This window comes from Nonomuraea sp. NPDC003201 (assembly GCF_053590415.1).
The window spans coordinates 26,248-46,337 of the sequence record NZ_JBSFTC010000042.1 but is presented as its reverse complement, the minus strand read 5'-3'; the positions used below and the strand labels follow the sequence as shown (position 1 = coordinate 46,337).

At 70.5% G+C, this 20,090-nt stretch carries 19 protein-coding genes; 12 read left to right on the top strand and 7 right to left on the bottom strand.

Features of this window, described 5'->3' with window-relative positions; genetic code table 11:
• Window positions 1-133: 133 nt before the first annotated feature.
• On the top strand, window positions 134-520 hold the full coding sequence (locus ACWDX9_RS18265) for a hypothetical protein (RefSeq protein ID WP_449955068.1): 387 nt from the start codon (window positions 134-136) through the stop codon (window positions 518-520).
• 66 nt (window positions 521-586) lie between these two features.
• Here ACWDX9_RS18265 and ACWDX9_RS18260 read toward each other — a convergent pair whose 3' ends face one another.
• Window positions 587-1,252, bottom strand: coding sequence for a sensor domain-containing protein (locus ACWDX9_RS18260; protein WP_449955066.1), 666 nt, complete (start codon window positions 1,250-1,252; stop codon window positions 587-589).
• 133 nt (window positions 1,253-1,385) lie between these two features.
• Between ACWDX9_RS18260 and ACWDX9_RS18255 the strand changes: the two genes are divergently transcribed.
• The 4 genes from ACWDX9_RS18255 (at window position 1,386) to ACWDX9_RS18240 (ending at window position 7,878) form a co-directional block, all read left to right on the top strand.
• On the top strand, window positions 1,386-2,807 hold the full coding sequence (locus tag ACWDX9_RS18255) for a PI-PLC domain-containing protein (protein ID WP_350723331.1): 1,422 nt from the start codon (window positions 1,386-1,388) through the stop codon (window positions 2,805-2,807).
• A gap of 164 nt (window positions 2,808-2,971) precedes the next feature.
• On the top strand, window positions 2,972-4,747 hold the full coding sequence (locus ACWDX9_RS18250; RefSeq protein WP_449955063.1) for an ABC transporter ATP-binding protein: 1,776 nt from the start codon (window positions 2,972-2,974) through the stop codon (window positions 4,745-4,747).
• A 71-nt stretch (window positions 4,748-4,818) separates the two neighbouring features.
• On the top strand, window positions 4,819-6,663 hold the full coding sequence (locus ACWDX9_RS18245; protein ID WP_449955060.1) for a hypothetical protein: 1,845 nt from the start codon (window positions 4,819-4,821) through the stop codon (window positions 6,661-6,663).
• 75 nt (window positions 6,664-6,738) lie between these two features.
• On the top strand, window positions 6,739-7,878 hold the full coding sequence (locus tag ACWDX9_RS18240) for an alpha/beta hydrolase family protein (protein ID WP_449955057.1): 1,140 nt from the start codon (window positions 6,739-6,741) through the stop codon (window positions 7,876-7,878).
• A gap of 57 nt (window positions 7,879-7,935) precedes the next feature.
• Here ACWDX9_RS18240 and ACWDX9_RS18235 read toward each other — a convergent pair whose 3' ends face one another.
• Window positions 7,936-8,142, bottom strand: a complete 207-nt coding sequence (locus ACWDX9_RS18235) for a cold-shock protein (protein ID WP_192788611.1) — start codon at window positions 8,140-8,142, stop codon at window positions 7,936-7,938.
• A 170-nt stretch (window positions 8,143-8,312) separates the two neighbouring features.
• Window positions 8,313-8,930: a TetR/AcrR family transcriptional regulator gene (locus ACWDX9_RS18230; RefSeq protein WP_449955054.1), complete on the bottom strand. Its 618-nt coding sequence runs from the start codon at window positions 8,928-8,930 to the stop codon at window positions 8,313-8,315.
• A gap of 59 nt (window positions 8,931-8,989) precedes the next feature.
• Between ACWDX9_RS18230 and ACWDX9_RS18225 the strand changes: the two genes are divergently transcribed.
• The 7 genes from ACWDX9_RS18225 to ACWDX9_RS18195 all read left to right on the top strand — a co-directional run bounded on the left by ACWDX9_RS18225 (window position 8,990) and on the right by ACWDX9_RS18195 (window position 16,246).
• Window positions 8,990-10,144, top strand: coding sequence for an FAD-dependent oxidoreductase (locus ACWDX9_RS18225; RefSeq protein WP_449955052.1), 1,155 nt, complete (start codon window positions 8,990-8,992; stop codon window positions 10,142-10,144).
• Window positions 10,145-10,361: 217 nt separating this feature from the next.
• Window positions 10,362-11,591, top strand: coding sequence for an ABC transporter substrate-binding protein (locus ACWDX9_RS18220; protein WP_449955049.1), 1,230 nt, complete (start codon window positions 10,362-10,364; stop codon window positions 11,589-11,591).
• A 1-nt stretch (window position 11,592) separates the two neighbouring features.
• The gene (locus ACWDX9_RS18215; protein ID WP_449955045.1) at window positions 11,593-12,525 is read left to right on the top strand and encodes a carbohydrate ABC transporter permease; all 933 of its coding nucleotides are present in this window, start codon (window positions 11,593-11,595) and stop codon (window positions 12,523-12,525) included.
• Complete coding sequence (locus ACWDX9_RS18210; protein WP_350723315.1) at window positions 12,522-13,331, top strand: carbohydrate ABC transporter permease; 810 nt, start codon at window positions 12,522-12,524, stop codon at window positions 13,329-13,331. The genes ACWDX9_RS18215 and ACWDX9_RS18210 overlap by 4 nt, the downstream gene beginning before the upstream one ends.
• Window positions 13,332-13,368: 37 nt before the next feature.
• Window positions 13,369-14,385, top strand: a complete 1,017-nt coding sequence (locus tag ACWDX9_RS18205; protein ID WP_449955042.1) for a LacI family DNA-binding transcriptional regulator — start codon at window positions 13,369-13,371, stop codon at window positions 14,383-14,385.
• Window positions 14,386-14,620: 235 nt separating this feature from the next.
• The gene (locus ACWDX9_RS18200; protein ID WP_449955040.1) at window positions 14,621-14,731 is read left to right on the top strand and encodes a hypothetical protein; all 111 of its coding nucleotides are present in this window, start codon (window positions 14,621-14,623) and stop codon (window positions 14,729-14,731) included.
• A gap of 138 nt (window positions 14,732-14,869) precedes the next feature.
• Entirely contained in the window at window positions 14,870-16,246 is a 1,377-nt protein-coding gene (locus ACWDX9_RS18195; protein WP_449955037.1) for a serine hydrolase domain-containing protein, read from the top strand.
• Between the two features lie 21 nt (window positions 16,247-16,267).
• Here ACWDX9_RS18195 and ACWDX9_RS18190 read toward each other — a convergent pair whose 3' ends face one another.
• The 4 genes from ACWDX9_RS18190 to ACWDX9_RS18175 form a co-directional block, all read right to left on the bottom strand.
• Window positions 16,268-17,524: an RNA polymerase sigma factor gene (locus ACWDX9_RS18190; RefSeq protein WP_449955034.1), complete on the bottom strand. Its 1,257-nt coding sequence runs from the start codon at window positions 17,522-17,524 to the stop codon at window positions 16,268-16,270.
• A 57-nt stretch (window positions 17,525-17,581) separates the two neighbouring features.
• On the bottom strand, window positions 17,582-17,956 hold the full coding sequence (locus ACWDX9_RS18185) for a YciI family protein (RefSeq protein ID WP_357754384.1): 375 nt from the start codon (window positions 17,954-17,956) through the stop codon (window positions 17,582-17,584).
• A 28-nt stretch (window positions 17,957-17,984) separates the two neighbouring features.
• On the bottom strand, window positions 17,985-18,644 hold the full coding sequence (locus ACWDX9_RS18180) for a DUF998 domain-containing protein (RefSeq protein ID WP_449955031.1): 660 nt from the start codon (window positions 18,642-18,644) through the stop codon (window positions 17,985-17,987).
• A 103-nt stretch (window positions 18,645-18,747) separates the two neighbouring features.
• On the bottom strand, window positions 18,748-20,064 hold the full coding sequence (locus tag ACWDX9_RS18175) for an FAD-binding protein (protein ID WP_449955028.1): 1,317 nt from the start codon (window positions 20,062-20,064) through the stop codon (window positions 18,748-18,750).
• Window positions 20,065-20,090 lie beyond the last annotated feature (26 nt).

Below are 20,090 nucleotides of genomic sequence, written 5' to 3'. Positions count from 1 at the left end.
GGGACAGAATGTCCCGACTGTCACGTCCCGCCCGGCCGGGACCGGAGGTCCCGTCGCGATCATGACCGTGGCCTCGTGAAACGCGGACGGCCGGGCGCCCATGGTTGCTCCATCGACACACGGAGGAACCACCATGAACCGCCCCGTCCCAGCCCTGGTCGCCCTGCTGCTCGTCATGGACGTCACGGGCGCCCTGATCTCCATCGGCACCGGCCTCAGCCCGACCCTGCTCGACGCGCTCGGCTCCGAGGCGCGCCTGTCCGCGCCGCTCCCCATGATGATCGTCCAGGCCGTCCTGGCCTTCGGGACCACTCGCAGCCACCGCGGCGTGGCCGCGGTCTCCGCCGGGTTGCTCACGGTCGCGGGCGTTCTCGCGTTCGTCTCCGGCTTCTACGACGGCGGCTACGACGACCCGCGGCTCACCGTGTCCCTACGGCTCTTCCAGGTCGCCCTCGTCGGGGCGCACCTGGCGATGGGGGTCTTCAGCGGCGTACGCGTGGTCCAGGTGCTGCGTGCCTGACCTGTCCTGAAAATGACGATGGCCGCCTCTGCCCGGCTCACGCGGGGCAGAGGCGGCCAAGCTGGGTCATCGGGCGATCACCCAGGTGGGCTCGCGGGTCGCGGCGGGCTCCGGGTGGACGGCGCGGGTGAGCATGGTCTGCGCCACGCCCGCCTTGAGCAGGGCGGCCATCCGGACCACCGGCACCAGCGTCAGCGCGAACAGGGCGCCCACCGCCGTGGTGACGAGCACGAACGTGGTGGGGGTGGGGGCGAGTCCCAGCCACTCGGGCAGGCTGTTCTCGAGGGCGCCGGGGATCCGGGCGATGGTCCAGCCGTAGATGGGGAAGGTGAGGCCGGCGATGGCCCCGGCCCACCAGACGGCGCTGAGGACGAAGGCGGCCAGCGCGAACGGCAGCGCGATGATCCCGTGCAGCAGGTCCATCATCGCCTGTCCGCTGGTCAGCGGGTTCATCACACGGCGGAACCAGCCCGCGCCCTCGGGGACGGGGGTGTACGCCGGGCGGCCGACGGGGTGGCCGAGCACGTCGGGGAGCGCGACGCGTTCGAGGTCGGCGAGGTGCTTGGCCGCGGCGGCCGTCGCGGCCAGCACCGGCAGGCCGACGAAGGCGACCGCGCTGCCCAGGCCCGCCGAGACACCGATGACGGTGGTGGCGAAGGAGGCGACGGAGAGCGGGAGGCCGAGCAGGGTGTAGCGGGTGTCGGTGGCAAGGCGGCGCTGGAGGGTTCTCATGGGAAAGACGCTACGAGCCGGGACCATGACGCATCGACCCTGCGCACGGGCGTGTCCATGGTAGGGACAGCCCTACCTGAACGGCCTCGGCAGCAGTATTGTCGGGAAAGATCTCCGACGTGATGATCAGAGCATGCTCCGATCACGAACCGTCCTGTCCGCGCTCGCGCTCGCCGCGTCCGCGCTGCTGATCAGCGGACCCGCCGAGGCGCAGGCGGACCCGCCGTTACCCTCGGCGATCTTCCGCGCCACGCACAACAGCTACTCGGGCAACGTCGCCGGCGCCAAGAACTCGATCGCCTACCAGCTCGACCACGGCATCCGCTTCATCGAACTCGACATACACGACAACGGCTACGCCACCTCGAACGACTACTCCATCGGCCACGACTCCCCGGGCAACCAGGTCGACCACACCGGCAACCCCGCCTCCAACCTCCTGCGCGACTGGCTCAAGGTGATCAACACCTGGTCCGCGCAGCATCCCACCGCCGCCCCGATCGTCGTCGCCCTCGACATCAAGGACGACCTGACCGACAACACCTCGTACGCGGCCGGCAACCTGGCGGCGCTCAACCAGGAGTTCGTCTCCGTCTTCGGCTCGCGGCTGCTCTGGGCCAAGGACTACCCGGCGACCCCGCCGACGGTGGACGCGCTGCGCGGCCGGGTGCTGCCCCTGATCTCCGGCAACGGGACGACCCGCACCCAGTACAAGCGCGACGTCGGCTCCAACCCGGCCGTCGCGATCAACGGCCGCGGCCAGGTCGTGGAGGTGCACGACTCGGGTGCGGGCGCGCTCTGGTACTGGTCCGGCACGTACGGCGCCGACGGCCGCGTGACCTGGCTGCGCCACGGCAAGTACGACAACGGCGTGACGCCGGCCGTCGCCCTCAACGACAACGGCGACCTGGTCGAGGTCCACCAGTCCCAGACCGCGACCACGCTGTGGTACCGCGTGGGCCGCCTCGGCGCCGACGGCGAGATCACCTGGTCGGCCAGCCACAAGTACGACGACGGCGTCCTGCCGACGATCAGGTTCACCGATCCGGCGGGCACGCGGCTGCGCGAGATCCACCGCAGCCAGAGCAGCAGCCAGAACTGGGACTGGGACGGCGTGCTCGACGCCGGCGCGATGACGGTCTCGTGGAGCGGCAACGCCAAGACCTCCGACGCCCGCTACGACAAGACCACCTCGGCCAGCGGCACCTCACGCGTGCGCGTGTGGACCGGCGCCGACGGCCCGACCCCGTCGCAGACCCTGCGCATCGACACCGACAGGTACACCGGCGACCGCATCCGCTACCAGCAGGTCGCCTTCGACGAGTTCCAGCAGGGCGACAGCGCGGAGCTCCAGCAGGGCGCGCTGTTCTACGCCGCGCCCGCCACGCAGTCCTCGTTCATCACCGCGGCGCGGCAGGCGGGACGGCTCGTACGGGGCTGGGACTTCGACTCGACCGGCGACGCGACCAGCCCGCTCGCCAACTACCCGGCGACCAACCACCCGTACGACACCTGGTATCAGGACCTTCTCTCCCAATCCGGCGCAATCCAGTAGGCCCGCGTCGTACGAGGGGGTGGCAGCCGGAAAATCGTTCGCTCCCTCGTACCCCCGGACGGCAGCATTTAGCGGGGCGGTGTCTGCGTTCGGGAGGGCGGATGGCTGTGCTCGGAACACTTCAGGATTCCCCAGGCAATCCATCTGCGCGGAGGTCGGCGATCATGCTGGCACTGCGCTACTACTGCGGTGAGCTGATCCGCCAGCGGTGGGTCGCGCTGCCCGCGCTCACCATGCCGGCACTGGGCAACATCTGCCTGTCCTACCTGGCGCCGCTGGCGGTGGCCGGGCTGGTGGGGCAGCTGGCCGGGGGCGGGGACGGCAGCGTCGCCACGCTCCTGCCGTACGTGCTCGCCTTCGGCGCGCTGCTGCTGGCGGGCGAGGTGCTGTGGCGGATCGGGCTGCACTTCCTCAACCGCACGGACGCCCGGGGCATCGAACGGCTCGGCGTGGTGGGCATGGAGGAGCTGCTGACCAAGGACGCCGCGTTCTTCCACAACAACTTCGCCGGCTCGCTGACCAAGCGGGTGCTGGGATTCTCCTCCCGGTTCGAGGACTTCGCCGACACGCTCACCTTCTCGATCATGGCCAAGCTGATGCCGCTGGCCTTCGCCTCGGTGGTGCTGTGGCAGTATCACCCGCTGCTGGTCCTCGTTCTCATCGGTCTCATCGTCGTCACCGGCGTGCTCGTCGCCCCGTTGATCCGCCGTCGCCAGGCGCTGGTCGACGAGCGCGAGGCCGCCAAGGTGCTGGTGTCGGGCCACGTCGCCGACGTGCTGGCCAACATGGAGACGGTCCGCGCGTTCGCCGCCGAAGACCGCGAAGCCACCGAGCACCGGGCCAGGATCGCCGAGCAGCAGCGGCTGGCGCTGCGGTCCTGGGACTACGGCAACCTGCGGGTGGACACGGTCGTCGCCCCGATCTCGGTCCTCACCAGTGCCGTCGGACTGCTCCTCGCCGTGGTGCTGCGGGGCGGTCTCGGCGTGGAGGCCATCGTGGTGACGTTCTCCTACTACACGAGCGCGATCAGCATCATGTTCGAGTTCAACCAGATCTACCGGCGGATCGAGAGCGTGCTCACCGAGGCCGCCCAGTTCACCGAACTCCTCCTCGTGCCGCCGACCGTGCTGGACTCCGCCGACCCGCAGTCGCTGCGCCCGGCCGACTCGAGCGTCCGCTTCGAGCGGGTGAGGTTCGCGCACGAGGGTGCCACGCCCCTGTTCGAGGGCCTGGACCTGGACGTTCCCAGCGGCACCAAGATCGGGCTGGTCGGCCAGTCCGGCGGCGGCAAGACCACCCTCACCCGGCTGCTGCTGCGCCTCATGGACGTCGACGCGGGCCGGATCCTGATAGGCGGCCAGGACATCTCCCGGCTGCGCCAGGCCGACCTGCGCAGCCTCATCGCGTACGTCCCCCAGGAACCCGCCATGTTCCACCGGTCGGTGCGTGACAACATCGCGTTCGCCCGGCCGGGCGCCACCGACGCCGAGATCCTCGCGGCGGCGCGGGCGGCGCACGTCACGGAGTTCGCCGAGTCCCTGCCGAACGGCTTCGACACCCTGGTCGGCGAGCGCGGCGTCAAGCTCTCCGGCGGCCAGCGGCAGCGCCTCGCGCTCGCGCGCGCCATCCTGCGCGACGCCCCGATCCTGCTGCTGGACGAGGCCACCAGCGCTCTCGACTCCGAGAGCGAGATCCTCGTCCAGGAAGCCCTGTGGCACCTGATGCGCGACCGCACCGCGCTCGTGGTCGCGCACCGCCTGAGCACCGTCGTCCGGATGGACCGGCTGGTCGTGCTCAACCGGGGCTGCATCGTGGAGCAGGGCTCCCACGCCGAGCTGCTGCAGACCGAAGGCCCGTACGCCCGGCTCTGGCGGCACCAGTCCGGCGGCTTCCTGATGGACGACGACAGCTCCATCGTCGCCGAGGCGGTGGTTGAGTAGGGGATACTCATGCGATCCCGGCCTGTCGTGCCCCATCGTTGGAACGGTGCAATCGACATCGAGGAGATCCCATGATCAGGGACGGACGCTACGAGGGGCAGAGCGGCGGCATCTCGGTCACGCTGCGGGTGGACGCGGACGGCTCGGGGGTGATCAGCGCGGACGTGTTCCAGGTCGCGGCGGACGGCCGGAAGGCGTACCTGGCGTCGGCGCGCACCGCGCCCGGCACCAAGGTCGTGCTCGACGACGGCAAGTGGCCGGCGATCTGGCAGGCCGGTCCCACCAATAAGACGACGGGGTCGCTGGCCCTGACCCTGGCGCAGGGCGACGGCGTGTCGGTCACGTTCGTCCTCGACGCCCCGCTGAACGGGTTGCCGACCCAGACCGAGGTGGTCGTCCCCGTCGAGCACAAGGACGACGCGCTGCGCGAGCTGGGCCTGGAGATCGAGCTGGAGCAGAACGTCCCGGCGCCGAGCCCGGTGATCTTCCAGGAGCGCACGATCAACGGCTGCCTGCGTGGCGCCGGGTTCGCGGTCAAGGACGTCGGGCGGCAGAGCGCCATCCCCGCCGGGATCGCCGGAGCCTGGGACGACTCGCTGCTCTACACCATGCTGAGCGATCTCATGCTCATCACGGGCGACGCGTCGCTGCGCGCCAGGGCCTGGGAGCTGCATCTGCTCCTGCTGTCCCGGGCGGCCATCCCCGGGCTGGCCGGCGTGATGTTCGACGCCGAAGGGCTGCTCCAGCGGCAGGGCGCGGCGGTCTTCACCGCCGGGTTCCAGGGGGCGACCAGGGATCAGAAGATCATCAGGACCATCGTGCACGAGCTCGGCCACGCGCTCAACCTCGCGCACCGCTTCGAGCGCGTGGTCGGCCGGGCCGACTCGACCTCCTTCATGAACTACGACTGGCGATACCTGGGCGGCGGGCACGAGCAGGACTACTGGCGGGAGTTCGCGTTCACGTTCGACGCCGACGAGCTGACATTTCTTCGGCACGGGCCGTTGACGGCGCTGATCCCCGGGGGTGAGCCCTTCCACTCCGTTCGCTACTGGGCCGACGGGGCCGGCGGGCACTCGCCGTACGCGCCGGAGATCCCGTTCGACGGCTACCGGCTGACGCTCGCCGCGCCCGAGTCCGGGCCGGTCTTCGCCTTCGGCCAGCCGGTGTTCCTCAAGGTCACCCTGGAGAACCGCACGGCGGCGGATCTGGAGGTGGAGCGCTGGGTGCTCGACCCGAAGGCCGGGCCGCTGGAGATCCTGGTACGCCGCCGCAGCGATCCGCCGGCGGACGTGACCGCGTTCACCCCGATCGCCCAGCGGTGCATGGCCGCCATGGACTCCACCGCCAAGCTCACCATCCCGCCCAGCGGGGCGATCAGCAACAACGTGAACCTCACCTTCGGCTCGGCCGGCTTCACCTTCGCCGAACCCGGCGAATACGACATCACGCCGGTCCTCGGCCTCCCCGCCCGCGACCCGGCGGGGGAGCCCGTGCAGTGGGTGGTCACCGGCGAGCCGCTGCGCGTCCGCATCACACCCCCGCAGGGCGTGGCGGAGGAGCGCGACGCCGAGGTGCTGCACGCGGCGGAGACGGGCGCGTGGTTCGCCCTCGGCGGCAGCGACGCTCTCGCCTCGGCGGGTGAGGCGCTGGCCGGGGTACGCGAGCGCCGCCAGGCCGAGACCGGGAGCCATGACCCGGTCGTGGCGGCGATCGTCCGGACCGCCGCGCTCGACGCCGCCCGCCCGTCGATCCGGTTCCAGGACAACGAGTACGTCCGGCGCGACGGCGACCCCGAGCAGGCCGCCCGGCTGCTGGCCGACTTGGATGCCCGGGCGCTGCGCACCTTCGACCCGTACACCGCGCAGCAGACCATCGCCCTCGCCGCCCAGTACCGGAGCGCTACCGGCGACTAGGTTGACGAAAGTAAGGGAGCGAACGGGCCTTTCGGGAGTGTCCGGGGCAGGGGCGTCATTCTTACGCTCCTGCCCATGATGAGATCCCGTCTTGCGATCGCACTCGTCGCCCTGCTGGGCGCCGTGTTTCCGGCTTCCGCGGCCGCCGCCTCCGCGGAAGCCCTCTCCATTCCCCGTCCCACCGGGCAGTACGCGGTCGGGCGCGACACCCTGCACCTCGTCGACAGGAAGCGTCCCGACCTGTGGGTGCCCACCGCGGACGGGCGGGAGCTGATGGTGTCGATGTACTACCCCGCCTCCACCGGCGGCAGCCCCGCCCCGTACATGACCGTCGACGAGGCCCGGCTCCTGCTCAAGGGGCTGAAGCTCGACGCCAGGTTCAAGGCCGAGCAACTCGCCGGCGTGCGCGTGAACGCCCGCGCCGGCGCCCGCCCGATCGGCGGCCGGCATCCCTTGGTGCTGCTCTCGCCGGGCTTCACGCTCAACCGCGCCACCCTGACGACGCTCGCCGAGGAGCTGGCGTCCAAGGGGTACGTCGTCGCGCTCGTGGACCACGCCTACGAGTCGTACGGGACCGCCTTCCCCGGCGGCCGTACCCTGACCTGCGTCGCCTGCGAGACGATCGAGCGGGCCCCCTCCGACGAGGCGGAGAAGAAGCTGTTGGCCAAGGCCGCCGAAGGCCGAGGCGCCGACCTCTCCTTCGTGGTCGGCGAGCTGACCCGCTGGAAGCGCTGGAAGATGATCGACCCGGGGCGGATCGGCGCCGCCGGGCACTCCCTGGGCGGCAACGCCGCCGCCGCCGTCATGGCCGCCGACCGCCGCGTCCGCGCGGGGGTGGACATGGACGGCTCGTTCTTCGCGCCGGTCCCGCAGTCCGGCCTCGGTAAGCGGCCTTTCCTCATGCTCGGCACCAAGGCCCAGCACTCGCCCGACACCGTCGACACGAGCTGGCCGCTGGCCTGGCAGCGGCTGGACGGCTGGAAGCGCTGGCTGACGGTCGCCGACTCCGGGCACTTCACCTTCATCGACCTGCCGATCATCGGCGGGCAGGCGGGAGTCGTCGACCCCTCCGCCCCGCTCCCGGGCGAACGATCGGGCGAGATCACCACGGCCTACGTGGGCGCCTTCTTCGACCAGCACCTACGCGGCAAGCACCAGCCGCTGCTGGACGGCCCGTCCGCCGCGAATCCCGAGGTGGCCTTCCAGAATCCCTGACGAGAACGGGCCCGCACCCATGAGGGTGCGGGCCCGTTCCCGACGTGCGCTGTTGCGTCAGGCCGAGACGATGTTCTCCGCCTGCGGGCCCTTCTGGCCCTGGACGATGTCGAAGGACACCTTCTGGCCCTCGGTCAGCTCGCGGTAGCCGCCGTTGGACACGATGTTCGAGTAGTGCGCGAAGACGTCGGCGCCGCCGCCGTCCTGCGCGATGAAGCCGAAGCCCTTTTCAGAGTTGAACCACTTCACGGTTCCGGTAGCCATGTAGATCTCCTTTAGATAAGTGCAGAAAACATGAGCCCATCCGGAATTGCCCGGCAAACAAAACGCGCCCGAAGGTTGTATTCCGTCGGGCGCGCACTAAGTCGATGGGTACCGCAACTGCAACTCCCCCAGCCTATCACACGCTTCCGGTGCAGCTGGATGAGACTTTCCTATTCACCGTCGCGTCCGAAAAGTTTTGCCGTGGATTGACCTTTTCCTGCCTGGATGTCCTCGGTGCAGCCGAACACGATGACCTGCACCACATTCTGGACGGCGTCCCTGCTGACGCTCCCCGGCGGCGCGCTGACCAGCGTGAACAGCGTACCTCCATAGAGCGCGATCAAGGCCGGGATCTTCTCGCGCGGGATGGTGAGGCCGAGCTGGTCGTGGTGTCCGGCGGTGACCAGCACCGCCGTGTCCTGCAGGCTCGCGAGCGCCGAGGCGAGCACCGGCCGGCGCGCGGCCTCCAGCTGCAGTTCGAAGATCGCCAGATAGCGGTCGCGCAGGGTGGTCGCCGCTGTGAGCAGCGATTCCGTCAGCAGGTCGACCAGGGTCGCCGGGTGCTCGACGGCCCGGTCGGTGTCGGCGTGGTGCAGCTCGACGATGCGCTCCGCGGCGGCCACCAGCAGGGCTTCCCGGCTGCGGAAGTAGTTGGAGGCCGTCCCCGGCGGGAGGCCGGCCGCCTTCTCCACCGCGCGGTGGGTCAGCCCGTGCGCGCCCGACGACGCCAGCAGCTCGATGGCCGCATCGGTCAGGGCTTGGCGACGGGCTGGATTCGTGGGCGGCATGCGGCCATGATACCAATGCCCGTACTAGTACGATCGTAGTGAATGGATGAGGAGGCCTCATGAGGGTCGTGGTGGTCGGCGCCGGGCTCGGAGGAGTGGCGGCCGCGGTGGGGCTGCACCGCCTGGGTCATGAGGTGACCCTCTTCGAACGGGGCGCCGAGCTCCGGGAGGCCGGCACCGGGATCGTGGTCATGCCCAACGGGCTTCGCGCGCTGGACGCGGTGGGGCTGGCCGACGACGTTCGCGGGCACGTCATGCACGCGACCCTCGGGGGATTGCGGGACTGGCGCGGACGGCCGCTGTTGATCACTGACCTGGCCCGGGCGCAGCAGGAGGTCGGGACGCCCGCCATCATCGACCGGGCGGAACTGCACCGGGCGCTGCGCGCCCCGCTGCCTCCCGGTCTGGTGCGTATCGCGACCCCCGTCGAGCGCCTGGAGCCCGATCCCGCCGGGGTGAGCGTGATCAGCGACGGGAAGCCCGTCGCGAGGGCGGACGCCGTGATCGCGGCCGACGGCATCGGCAGCAAGCTGCGCGCGCAACTCTTCCCCGGTCATCCCGGGTTGCGGCGCACCGGCCGGATCGACCTGCGCGGCATGCTGCCCCGCCCTGCCGGCCTGGCCACGGACCTGCTCGCCAGCCAGCTGGTCGACCGCCGCAGCGGGGCGATGTTCGGCCTGTTCCCCGTCGGCGAGGACCGCCTCTACTGGTTCACCGACTCCGTCCTGCACGGCACGCCGCCGGACGCGTACGAGGCACGCCGGCAGATGCTCTCCCTCATGGCCGACTGGCACCCCCTCGTCACCGCGCTGATCGAGGCCACCCCGCCCGACGACATCTACGTCGACCCGATCGCCCGCCTGGCCGAACCCCTGCCCTCGTACGCGGCCGGCCGGATCGCCTTCCTCGGCGACGCCGCGCACGCCATGCCACCGGACCTCGGCCAGGGTGCCAGCCAGGCCTTCGAGGACGCGGCCGCGCTGACCCGCCACCTGACCGGCGCCGAGCCGGCCGACGTCGCCGAGCGGCTCCTGCGCTACGACGCCGAGCGCAGGCCCAGCGCCAACCGCATCATGCGGGCGGCGTCCCGGCAGTCGCGGCTGACCTCCCAGACCGGCCTGGCCGCGTGGCTGCGCGACACGCTGCTCCGCGCCGTCCCGTCCCGCCTGGCCACCCGGCAGCTCGCCGCTCTCTGGCACGCCTGGAAGGCTTGAGGTTCGTAACGTTACATGTCCGCATCGAGCCTGGCCAGACCCTCACTTGGACGGGCCTGGCCTGTTGCGCGATCGGTAACGCACTCTTGACAGGCTGCGATTTGTGTCGATACATGTTTTATCGATACAACCCCCAAGCGGGCGCAGCTGTCGAGGCGCCCGCGGACGACGATCCGACGTGCCCGACCCCCCGGTATGAGTGCCAAAGAGGTGCGCGATGTCCCTGCTCAGAAGATCAACTGCGATCCTGGCGGCTGCCGTTCTGGCCCTGACCGGATGCGGCTCGGGAGGCGGAGGCGGCGGGAAGACCAAGCTGACGTTCTTCTCCTGGGACAACGAGCAGTCGATGAAACCGATCATCGAGGCCTTCGAGAAGCAGAATCCCACCATCGACGTCGAGTTCTCCACGGCCCCGCCGGTGGCCGAGTACATCTCCACGCTGCAGACCCGGCTCGTCTCGGGCACCGGCGCCGACGTGTTCGCGATCGCGGCCGAGAACAAGACCAACCTCATCCAGGGCGGCTTCGTCAAAGACCTGACCGGCAAGCCGTACATGGCGAACATGTCCAAGTTCAACACCGCCACCTACTCCCGGGACGGCAAGGCGTACGGCATGTCGATCTCGTCGTGGTCCGCCGGCATCCTCTCCAACAAGGACCTCCTCGCCAAGGCGGGCGTCACCGAGTTCCCGACCAAGTGGGCCGACTTCGTCGCGCTGTGCCAGAAGCTCAAGGCCGCGGGCACGACGCCGTACTACGACTCGGTGACGGGCATGCCGCTCACCCTCGCGGCCCTGGTCGGCCATGAGAACGCGCGCCAGGGCGGCGACGTGGACGCGCAGATCTTCGCGGGCCAGAAGAAGTTCGGGGACCTGTGGCTCGGGCCGCTGACGAACTTCAACCAGCTGTTCACCAGCGGGGTCATGAGCAAGGACGTCGTGGGCCTGAGCGGCGAGCAGATCGTGGACGAGTTCGCCAACGGCCGCGTCGCGATGATCTCCGCGGGCCCGTGGAACGTGTCCACGCTGCGGGAGAAGGCGCCGAAGATGAACATGGCCTTCGTCGGCGTGCCGACGCCCGACGGCAAGCCGTTCTGGTCCGGCGCGGCCTCTCCCGGTTACGCCATCAACGCCAAGACCGAGCACGAGAAGGAGGCCGAGGCGTTCCTGACGTACCTCGGCAGCAAGGAAGGCGTGACGCTGTTCAACAAGCAGACGGCGGCCATGACCACCACGTCGGACGTCACCCCCGAGATCGACAAGGTGCTGGAGCCCAACCTCCAGGCGCTCAGGGACGGCACCTTCTACCTGCCGCAGATCGCCTGGCCACGGGCGCAGGACGCGCTCAACACCGAGGCGGTCGCGCAGCTCCAGCTGATGGTGCAGGGCCAGGAGCAGCCGGCCGACGTGGCCGCCGCGCTCGACAACCGGCTCAAGGGCCAGAGCTGACATGACGGCGTTCGGCACGAGGGCGCCTGCCGCGACGGGCGCCCTGTCCTGGCTGATCTCGCCGAAACGGCTGGAGGGGCTGCGGCTGCAGGCGTTCCTGGTGCCGATCGGGATCGTGTTCGCGGTGCTGTTCGCGATCCCGCTGGCGCAGTCGCTCTACTTCAGCGTGACCGACTTCAACGGCTACTCGACGGAGGTCAACTTCGTCGGGCTGGAGAACTACCGGAAGATCTTCTCAGACCCGGCCATGCTGGCCGGGCTGGGGTTCACGCTGCTGTACGCGATCGGCACCACGCTGATCATCACCCTGCTGGCGATCCCGCTGGCCGTGCTGCTCAACCGGCGCTTCTTCGGCCGGAGCGTGGTGCGGGCCGTCTTCTTCTTCCCCGCCATCCCCAGCATCGCGATCCTCGGCCTGGTGTGGGGGTTCATCCTGTCGCCGCTCGGGTCGGGCGCCATCAACAGCCTGCTCGGAGAGCTGGGCCCGGTGCCCTGGCTGTCCGACAGCACGCTCGCCCAGCTGTCGGTCATCATGGTCGCCGTCTGGTCGTCCACCGGCTGGCACGCCATCCTCTACCTGGCGTACCTGCAGTCGATCCCCGACGACTACTACGAGGCCGCACGGGTGGACGGCGCCTCGCCGCGCCAGTCGTTCCTCTCCATCACGCTGCCGCTGCTCGCCCCGGCCGTCACCATCAGCTCGCTGCTGCTGATGACCGGCGGCCTGAAGGTCTACGACCTGCCCTACACCCTCACCAAGGGCGGCCCCGGCTACGCCACGTTCACCATCACCCAGTCGATCATCCAGAGCGGCATCGCGCAGGCCAAGTTCGGCCAGGCCTCGGCGCTGGCGGTGGTCTTCATGCTGGTCGTCGGCGCGGTCGTGGCCGTCCAGCTGGTCCTGTCGAGCCGGCTCGAAGGGCGCCTGTCATGAGAAGGCCGCTGCTCAGCTTCGCGATGATCCTGGCCGCCGCCGTGGTCGGCGTGCCCTTCTACTACATCGTCGTCAACACCTTCAAGACACAGGCGGAGACGTCGGCCTCACCACTGGGCCTGCCGTCGGGCCTGTACCTCGACAACTACGCGCGGGTCTTCGAGAGCACGCCGATCCTGCAGTCCTTCCTCAACACGCTGTACGTCACCGCCGTCTCCATCGTGATCATGCTGATCATCGGGTCGATGGCGGCGTACGCGATGCTGCTGCGCAAGACGCTGCTCAACCGGGTGGCCGGCGCGCTGCTCGTGATCGCGTTCCTGGTGCCGGGGCAGGCCACGCTGATCCCGGTCTACCGGATCCTCGTGCAGCTGCGGCTGGTCGACAGCCTCGAAGGGCTCATCTTCCTGTACGCCGCCGGCTCGGTCTTCTGCTACTTCCTCATCCAGGGCTACCTGCGGTCACTGCCGATCTCGATCTTCGAGGCGGCACGCATCGACGGCGCGGGGCCATGGCAGATCTACTGGCGGATCGTGCTGCCGCTCATCCGGCCCATCCTCATCACGGTCGGCGTGTTCCAGACCATGTGGATCTGGAACGACTTCATCACGCCGAACGTGTTCATCAGCTCGCCCGACAAGCAGACCCTGGTGCTACAGGTCTACAAAGCGGTCGGGCAGTACTCGGTGGACTGGCCGGCGTTCATGACGCTCAGCGTGATCGTGCTGACCCCCGTCGTGATCTTCTTCATCGCGATGCAGCGGCACATCGTCAACGGGCTGCTGCGGGGGAGCGTCAAGGGTTGACGCGTGAGAGGATGCGGGCCGTGCGGGTGATCCAGAAATGGTGACGATCCAGGACGTGGCCAGGGCCGCGGGGGTGTCCGCCATGACGGTGTCCCACGTGCTCAACGACCACCCCCATGTCAGGGCCGAGACGCGCGAGCGCGTGCTGCAGGCCATCAACCAGCTCGACTACCGGGTCAACGTGGCGGCGCGCAACCTTCGTACCGGGCGGACCGGCACGATCGGGCTCGCCGTACCCGAGGTGGACCGGCCGTACTTCGGGCAGCTCGCGGCCGAGATCATCACGGCGGCGGCCCGGCACAACCTCAAGGTGGCCATCGAGCAGACCGGCGCCTCGCGCGAGGGCGAGCTGGACGCGCTCGCCCTGTCCCGCAACCGCCTCTACGACGGGCTCATCCTCAGCACCGTCGGGCTCGGGCCGACCGACACCGACCTGCTCAAGGTCGACTACCCCATCGTCATCCTGGGGGAGCGCATCTTCGACGGGCCCGTGGACCACGTCGCCATGCCCAACGTCGAAGGCGCCCGTGCCGCCACCGCCCACCTGATCGAGCGGGGCTGCCGCCGCATCGCGCTCGTCGACGGCGGCGCCCAGGGCGAGGAGGTCAACGTCTCCAGCCTGCGCTTCACCGGCTACTGCGAGGCGCTCGACGAGGCCGGTGTCGCCTTCGACGCGCGGCTCGTGGCCCCGACCTCGCGGTTCACGATGGAGGGCGGAGCCGCTGCGGCCAGGCGCCTGGTGGACGACGGGGTGGAGTTCGACGGCGTGTTCTGCGTGACCGACACGGTGGCGATCGGCGTGCTGCGCGGGCTGGCCGACCGGGGCGTACGCGTGCCCGACGAGGTGAAGGTCATCGGCTTCGACAACATCGCCGAAGGCGGCTACATCGTGCCCTCCCTGTCGTCGATCGACCCCGACCACACGCTGATGGCCGACACGGCCGTCCGGTTCCTCGCCAAGCGGATCACGGAGAAGGGCAAGAAGCGGGAGGTGGCGCGCGAGTTCGTCAGCCGCTTCACGGTCGTGGCCCGCGAGTCCACCGGCGGGGCGTGAGGCCGGCCGCCATTGACATGAATGCGCACCCTCCGTGCCCCCCGGCCGAAGCCGTCACCCAGAGCCCCGGCCCGCGGACCATCGTCACCGCCGACCCCGATCCCCGCAGCCTGTTCTCCAAGATCCGCGTGGGCAACGTCGAGTTCGAAGGGACCCCGGGAACCTCATCAAGGACGTTCTCCCCGGTGGGACCGCGTCCGCCGCGAGGTGTCCCGAAAGGCGATCATCACCCACCGTGCCGGCGGACGCGCGGCCGGGGAGCACCATCCACGTCATCGTCGAGGTGAAGGACGACGGCAGCCCGGCGCTGACCGCCTACCAGCGCATCATCGTGACCGTGAGATGACCCGGCGCAGGTGAAGCCCGTACCTGACCAGTCGCAGCGCTGAGAGCGCGTGGCAGCGCGCTGTCAGACCCGTATCAGCGGCCGCGGCCATCGTCGTACGTGCACGCCAGAGCGTACGAGAAGCCGAGAGGGAATCACATGTCGCAGGAGAAGCTGGCCGAGTTCGTCGAGGCGGCGGCCAAGGAGTTCGGGATCCCCGGTGTCGCCGTCGGGGTGCTGGCCTGGGGCCGGGAGTTCGTCGCCGCTCATGGCGTGACGAGCCTCGACAACCCGTTGCCGGTCGACGACCGGACCCTGTTCCATCTGGGCTCGGTGACCAAGACCTTCACCGCGACCGCGCTGATGCGCCTGGTCGCGGAGGGCAAGGTGGAGCTGGACGCGCCGGTGCGCCGCTACGTGCCCGAGCTCACGCTCGCCGACGAGGCCGCCGCCGCGCGGATCACCGTGCTGAACCTGCTCAACCACACCGCCGGCCTGGACTGGAACCTGATCGACGTGGAGGAGGAGGACGGCTCCCTGGCCGCGTTCGTGGCGCAGCTGGCCGGCCTGCCGCTGATCGCGCCGCCCGGTGCCCGGGCCTCCTACAGCCAGGCGGGCTACAACCTGGCCGGCCGGATCATCGAGAACGTCACCGGCCTGAGCTACGAGAAGGCCGTGTCCGCGCTGGTCCTGGAGCCGGCCGGGCTGTCGAACACCTTCTTCGAGCTGGACGACGTCATGGTCCGCCGCTTCGCCGTCGGCTACAACCGCGGCGAGGACGGCATGCTGCGGTTCGCGCGGCCGTGGAAGTCGAGGCGGGCCGGCATGCGCGGCAACAACCCCGGCGGCGGCCTCGCCTCCTCCGTCAGCGACCTGCTGGCCTGGGCCCGCTTCCACCTGGGCGCCGCAGAGGGGGTGCTGCCCGCCGAGACGCTGCGGAGCATGCGGGAGCCGACGGTCGAGCTGCGGGCCAGCACGCTCGGCGACGCCTTCGGCATCTGCTGGTTCCTGCGCGAGGTGGACGGGGTGCGTACCATCGGGCACGGCGGATCCGGCAACGGCCAGTTCGCCGAGCTGCTCATCGTGCCCGAACACGACTTCGCCGTCGTCTCGCTGGCCAACGCCGGTCCGGACGGCTACCGCTTCAACGAGAGCGTCGCGCGCTGGGCGCTGGAGCACTACCTCGGCGTGGTCGAGCGGGACCCCGAGCCGATCCCGTACGACCCGGCGCGGGCGGAGGAGGTCGCCGGCCGCTACGAGATCGACGCCATGAACCTCGACCTCGCCACCGACGGCACCCGGCTCACCCTCGAGGTCGGGATCAAGCCGGAGATCCGCCAGGCGTCGGAGACCGAGATGCCCCCGGACTACCCGCCGGCCGCCGTGGGCTTCCTGCCCAATGACGGCGACGAGTACATCATCACCGAGGGCGGCCTGAAGGGGCAGCGCGGCTTCTTCACCCGCGACGACAGCGGCACGGTCGTGGGCGTCGACCTCGCCGGCCGGCTGTTCGACCGGACCACGGCCACCTCCTGATCAATGCGCGCCTGAGCCGGCCTATGACAGCGCGGCGGCGCGCTCCAGGAACAGGTCGCGCTCGCGGACGTTCCGGGTCAGCCCGGCCGCGCGCCGGAACTCGGCGGCCGCCTCCTCGGCCCGGCCGAGCTTGGCCAGCAGGTCACCGCGGACGGCGGGCAGATGCGCGTACTCCCGCAGGGCGCGCTCGTCCCGGAGGCCGTCGGCGATCTCCAGCCCGCGCTCGGGCCCGTACGCCATGCCGACCGCGACCGCCCGGTTCAGCTCGACGATCGGCGAGGGCGTGAGGTGGGCCAGCAGCCGGTAGAGGGCCGCCATGCGTTCCCAGTCGGTGGCCTCCGGGGTGAGCGCGCGGGCGTGGCACGCGGCGATGGCCGCCTGCAGCCCGTACGGCCCGAGCGTGCCCAGCTCCTCGGCGCGGCGCAGCGCGGCCAGGCCGCGGCGGACCAGGAGCCGGTCCCAGCGGCTGCGGTCCTGGTCGAGCAGCAGGATGGGCGAGCCGTCGCGGGCGGTCCTGGCCGGGATGCGCGAGGCCTGGATCTCCATGAGCGCGAGCAGGCCGTGCACCTCGGGCTCCGCGGGCATGAGCCCGGCCAGCACGCGGCCGAGGCGCAAGGCCTCCTGGCACAGCGACGGGCGGATCCAGTCGTCGCCGGAGGTCGCCGCGTACCCCTCGTTGAAGATCAGGTAGATGACCTCCAGGAGGGAGGCCAGCCGCGCGGGCAGCTCGGCGGGCGGCGGCAGCTCGATCGGGATCCTCTTGTCGGCGAGGGTGCGCTTGGCCCGCGAGATGCGTTGCCCGACGGTGGGCTCCGGGACGAGGAAGGCGCGGGCGATCTCGGCCGTGGACAGGCCGCCGAGCAGGCGAAGGGTGAGCGCGAGGCGCCCCTCGGCGGGCAGCTCGGGATGGCAGGCGGTGAAGATCAGGCGGAGCAGGTCGTCGCCGATGTGGTCGTCGAGGGCCTCGTCGAGCTCGGCCTCCGCCGACTCCTGGCGCAGCTCCATGTCCCGGCCGATCTGCTGCAGCTTGCGCTGGTAGGTGTCGCGGCGGCGGAACTGGTCGAGGGCCTGGTGCTTGGCCGCGAGCGTCAGCCAGGCGCCCGGATTGTCGGGTACGCCCTTACGCGGCCACTCTTCGAGCGCGGCCACCAGCGCGTCCTGCGCCAGCTCCTCGGCCAGCCCGATGTCGTTGACCATGCGGGCCAGGGCGGCGATGACCCGGGCGGACTCGATCCGCCACACCGCCTCCACCGCCCGGTGCGAATCGGCTACCGTCATGCGTCCTGCATACAGCATCCGGCCGCGGACGTGGTCCGCGGCCGGATGGGCACGGGGTCAGGCCGGCGGGGCGAAGTCCTCGGGCCCGAACAGCCGCAGCACGTCCGATTCGCCCTCCCAACCCGGCCACAGGTCACGGTGGAGCTTGACGAAGCGGGTGGTCCACTCCACGGCTTCCTCCTTGCTCCTGACCTCGTACAGTGCGTAGCTGATCAGCTCCTTGGCCTCGGCGAACGGGCCGTCGCTGACGGTCAGCCGGCCCCCGCTCACCTCGACCCGCGCCCCCTCGGAGCTGGGGGCCAGGCCGCTGTTGTCGAGCAGGGCCCCGGCCTCGGTGGCCTCCTGGCCGAGCTTGAAGATGGCCTCCATGAGGTCGGCCGGCGGCGGCCCGTCGGGCTGGGCGTTGACTTTGAGGGTGACCAGGTAGCGCATGGTGACATTTCCTTTCTCTATGGGGTGGTCAGGCGCGGGAGAGGTTCAGGGACAGTAGCGACAGCCAGCTCCAGATCGCCACGATGCCGGCGACGAACAGCAGGTTGGTCCAGGCGACGCCGCCGCCGCTCGCGATGCCGACGAACGAGCCGAGGAACAGCGTGCCGGTGACGCGGGAGTACAGGGCCCAGCCTGTGCGGCCCTCACGCGACTGCCGGGAGGCGATGACGTAGCAGGCCGCGGCCATGCACAGGAACCCGACGCCGCCGACGGCCAGGTGCAGGGTACCCGACAGGGTGATGACGCCCGGGCCTTCCGGGGTCCCGGCGGGGAAACCCATCGCGGGGTCGGCGGGGAAGATCGCGGCGCCGATCATGCTGGCGCCGAACACGCCGACCAGGATCGGCGCCCACCGGGCTCCCCGGCCGGGCGCCAGGGCGCGGCGCAGGCCGGCGGCGGCGGCGATGGTGGCCAGGGCGGTGAGGACGAAGTTGGCGGTCTGGATCCAGCCGAGTTCGCCGTTGGCCAGGAAGCTCCACGGGTGGCGGGCCAGGTCGAAGCCCTGCCGGGTGAACGCCTGGGCGAGGGCGACGATCACGTAGAACGGACCGGCGACGACGCCGCAGCCGAGGAGCAGGCGCTGGGTGGAGGTGGGTCGGGCGGGGGAGTGGGCAAGCTGCCGGGTCATGGTCGTCAACCTCGCGTCGGCGGGGCCGGCCCATCCGGCCCTCTGGACACGCTGCGAACGAGGGGAGGCGTTTTCGACACGCGCCCGGAAGTTTTTTCAAGATTTATTCGGCGAACATCCCCTGCCCGGGAGTCAGCAGGTGGCGGGGGTCGAATCGGGCCTTCGCGTGCTCGACGGCGGCCCACAACGGGCCGTAGTGGTCCTTCCAACCGGCCCGCGTGAGCGCGACGGCGCTGACGGGATAGAGGTGGCCGCCGATGGCGCGGATGCGGTCGTACGCCGCGCGGTTGGTCTTGACCAGCCTGTCCACCAGCAGGGGATCGTCGGCGGGGAAGCACACGAGGCTGCAGAGGAACGCGACCTCCCCCTCCGGCAGGCGCACCAGCGGCGTGCGCACGCGGCCGGGGCGGATGGGGTAGAGCAGGATGCGCCCGAACTCTCCCAAATCCTCCTGGGTCACGTCGGCGAGGAGCTCCGCGGCCAACCCGTCGGCGGCCGCGTCCGGGACGAAGGAGTGCAGCCAGGGATGGGGATGGTGCCAGGTGCCCGCCGCCCGCAGGTGGCTCTCGAGCTTGCTCAGCCGCAGGAACAGCTCCCGGTACGGCAGATCGACGCGCTCGGCCCGGTCGCGGAGGTCGGACAGGCCGGCCAGCGTCTCCTCGTCATCGGGCGGCGAGCCGGCCGAGTGACCGACCCCTACCTCGACCACGCACTGCCGGCCCGGCCGGATCGTGCCTTGCAGGAAGTCGACCCGGTCCGTGGACAACAGGCGGCGCTGGTCGGCCGTCATCGCCCGGTGGTCCGGGTAGGACAGGGTGTGCAGGCGGACCCGTTCGGGAGCGCGGACGAGCCGGAGGACGGCCCGGGTGATGATCCCGTACTGGCTGAGCCCGCCGCGTACGGCGTCGAAGAGCTCGGGACGCGCGCTCGCCGAGCACGTGACGACCTCGCCCTCGCCCGTCACCACCTCCAGCTCGATGACGTTGCAGCTCTGGAAACCGTGCCGGAACGTCATGCCGCCCAGACCGCCCGCGGAAACGGTCCCGCCGACCGAAAGGTCGAGATAGTCGGTGAGCACCGGCGGGGTGAGGCCGTGCGGCAGGGTGGCGTCGAGCACCGACCGCCAGGTCGCGCCGCCGCCCACGGTCACGCGATCGGCCTCCACCGCGTGCACGGCGTTCAGGTCGCTCATGTCGATCACGAGACCGTCCTCGGCCTGCGCCCGGCCGTAGACGGAATGGCCCTGCCCGCGGGCGGCCACGGGCATCCCCTGCTCGGCCGCCCGGCCTACCGCGGCGGCCACGTCCGGGGCCGATCCCGGCCGGCACACGGCCGCGGGCCGCCGCCTGATCAGGTGCCCGAAATCGTCACTCGCGGCATCCAGGCATTCCGGCGCGTACAGCCACGCTTCCTTGCTCATCCCGGCCCCCGAACTCGCCATGGTCA

Bases quoted from the DNA above. Each gene is read 5' to 3' on its own strand.
- ACWDX9_RS18265 (WP_449955068.1), top strand. From the start codon at position 134: ATGAACCGCCCCGTCCCAGCCCTGGTCGCCCTGCTGCTCGTCATGGAC.
- ACWDX9_RS18260 (WP_449955066.1), bottom strand. From the start codon at position 1,252: ATGAGAACCCTCCAGCGCCGCCTTGCCACCGACACCCGCTACACCCTG.
- ACWDX9_RS18255 (WP_350723331.1), top strand. From the start codon at position 1,386: ATGCTCCGATCACGAACCGTCCTGTCCGCGCTCGCGCTCGCCGCGTCC.
- ACWDX9_RS18250 (WP_449955063.1), top strand. From the start codon at position 2,972: ATGCTGGCACTGCGCTACTACTGCGGTGAGCTGATCCGCCAGCGGTGG.
- ACWDX9_RS18245 (WP_449955060.1), top strand. From the start codon at position 4,819: ATGATCAGGGACGGACGCTACGAGGGGCAGAGCGGCGGCATCTCGGTC.
- ACWDX9_RS18240 (WP_449955057.1), top strand. From the start codon at position 6,739: ATGATGAGATCCCGTCTTGCGATCGCACTCGTCGCCCTGCTGGGCGCC.
- ACWDX9_RS18235 (WP_192788611.1), bottom strand. From the start codon at position 8,142: ATGGCTACCGGAACCGTGAAGTGGTTCAACTCTGAAAAGGGCTTCGGC.
- ACWDX9_RS18230 (WP_449955054.1), bottom strand. From the start codon at position 8,930: ATGCCGCCCACGAATCCAGCCCGTCGCCAAGCCCTGACCGATGCGGCC.
- ACWDX9_RS18225 (WP_449955052.1), top strand. From the start codon at position 8,990: ATGAGGGTCGTGGTGGTCGGCGCCGGGCTCGGAGGAGTGGCGGCCGCG.
- ACWDX9_RS18220 (WP_449955049.1), top strand. From the start codon at position 10,362: ATGTCCCTGCTCAGAAGATCAACTGCGATCCTGGCGGCTGCCGTTCTG.
- ACWDX9_RS18215 (WP_449955045.1), top strand. From the start codon at position 11,593: ATGACGGCGTTCGGCACGAGGGCGCCTGCCGCGACGGGCGCCCTGTCC.
- ACWDX9_RS18210 (WP_350723315.1), top strand. From the start codon at position 12,522: ATGAGAAGGCCGCTGCTCAGCTTCGCGATGATCCTGGCCGCCGCCGTG.
- ACWDX9_RS18205 (WP_449955042.1), top strand. From the start codon at position 13,369: ATGGTGACGATCCAGGACGTGGCCAGGGCCGCGGGGGTGTCCGCCATG.
- ACWDX9_RS18195 (WP_449955037.1), top strand. From the start codon at position 14,870: ATGTCGCAGGAGAAGCTGGCCGAGTTCGTCGAGGCGGCGGCCAAGGAG.
- ACWDX9_RS18190 (WP_449955034.1), bottom strand. From the start codon at position 17,524: ATGACGGTAGCCGATTCGCACCGGGCGGTGGAGGCGGTGTGGCGGATC.
- ACWDX9_RS18185 (WP_357754384.1), bottom strand. From the start codon at position 17,956: ATGCGCTACCTGGTCACCCTCAAAGTCAACGCCCAGCCCGACGGGCCG.
- ACWDX9_RS18180 (WP_449955031.1), bottom strand. From the start codon at position 18,644: ATGACCCGGCAGCTTGCCCACTCCCCCGCCCGACCCACCTCCACCCAG.
- ACWDX9_RS18175 (WP_449955028.1), bottom strand. From the start codon at position 20,064: ATGAGCAAGGAAGCGTGGCTGTACGCGCCGGAATGCCTGGATGCCGCG.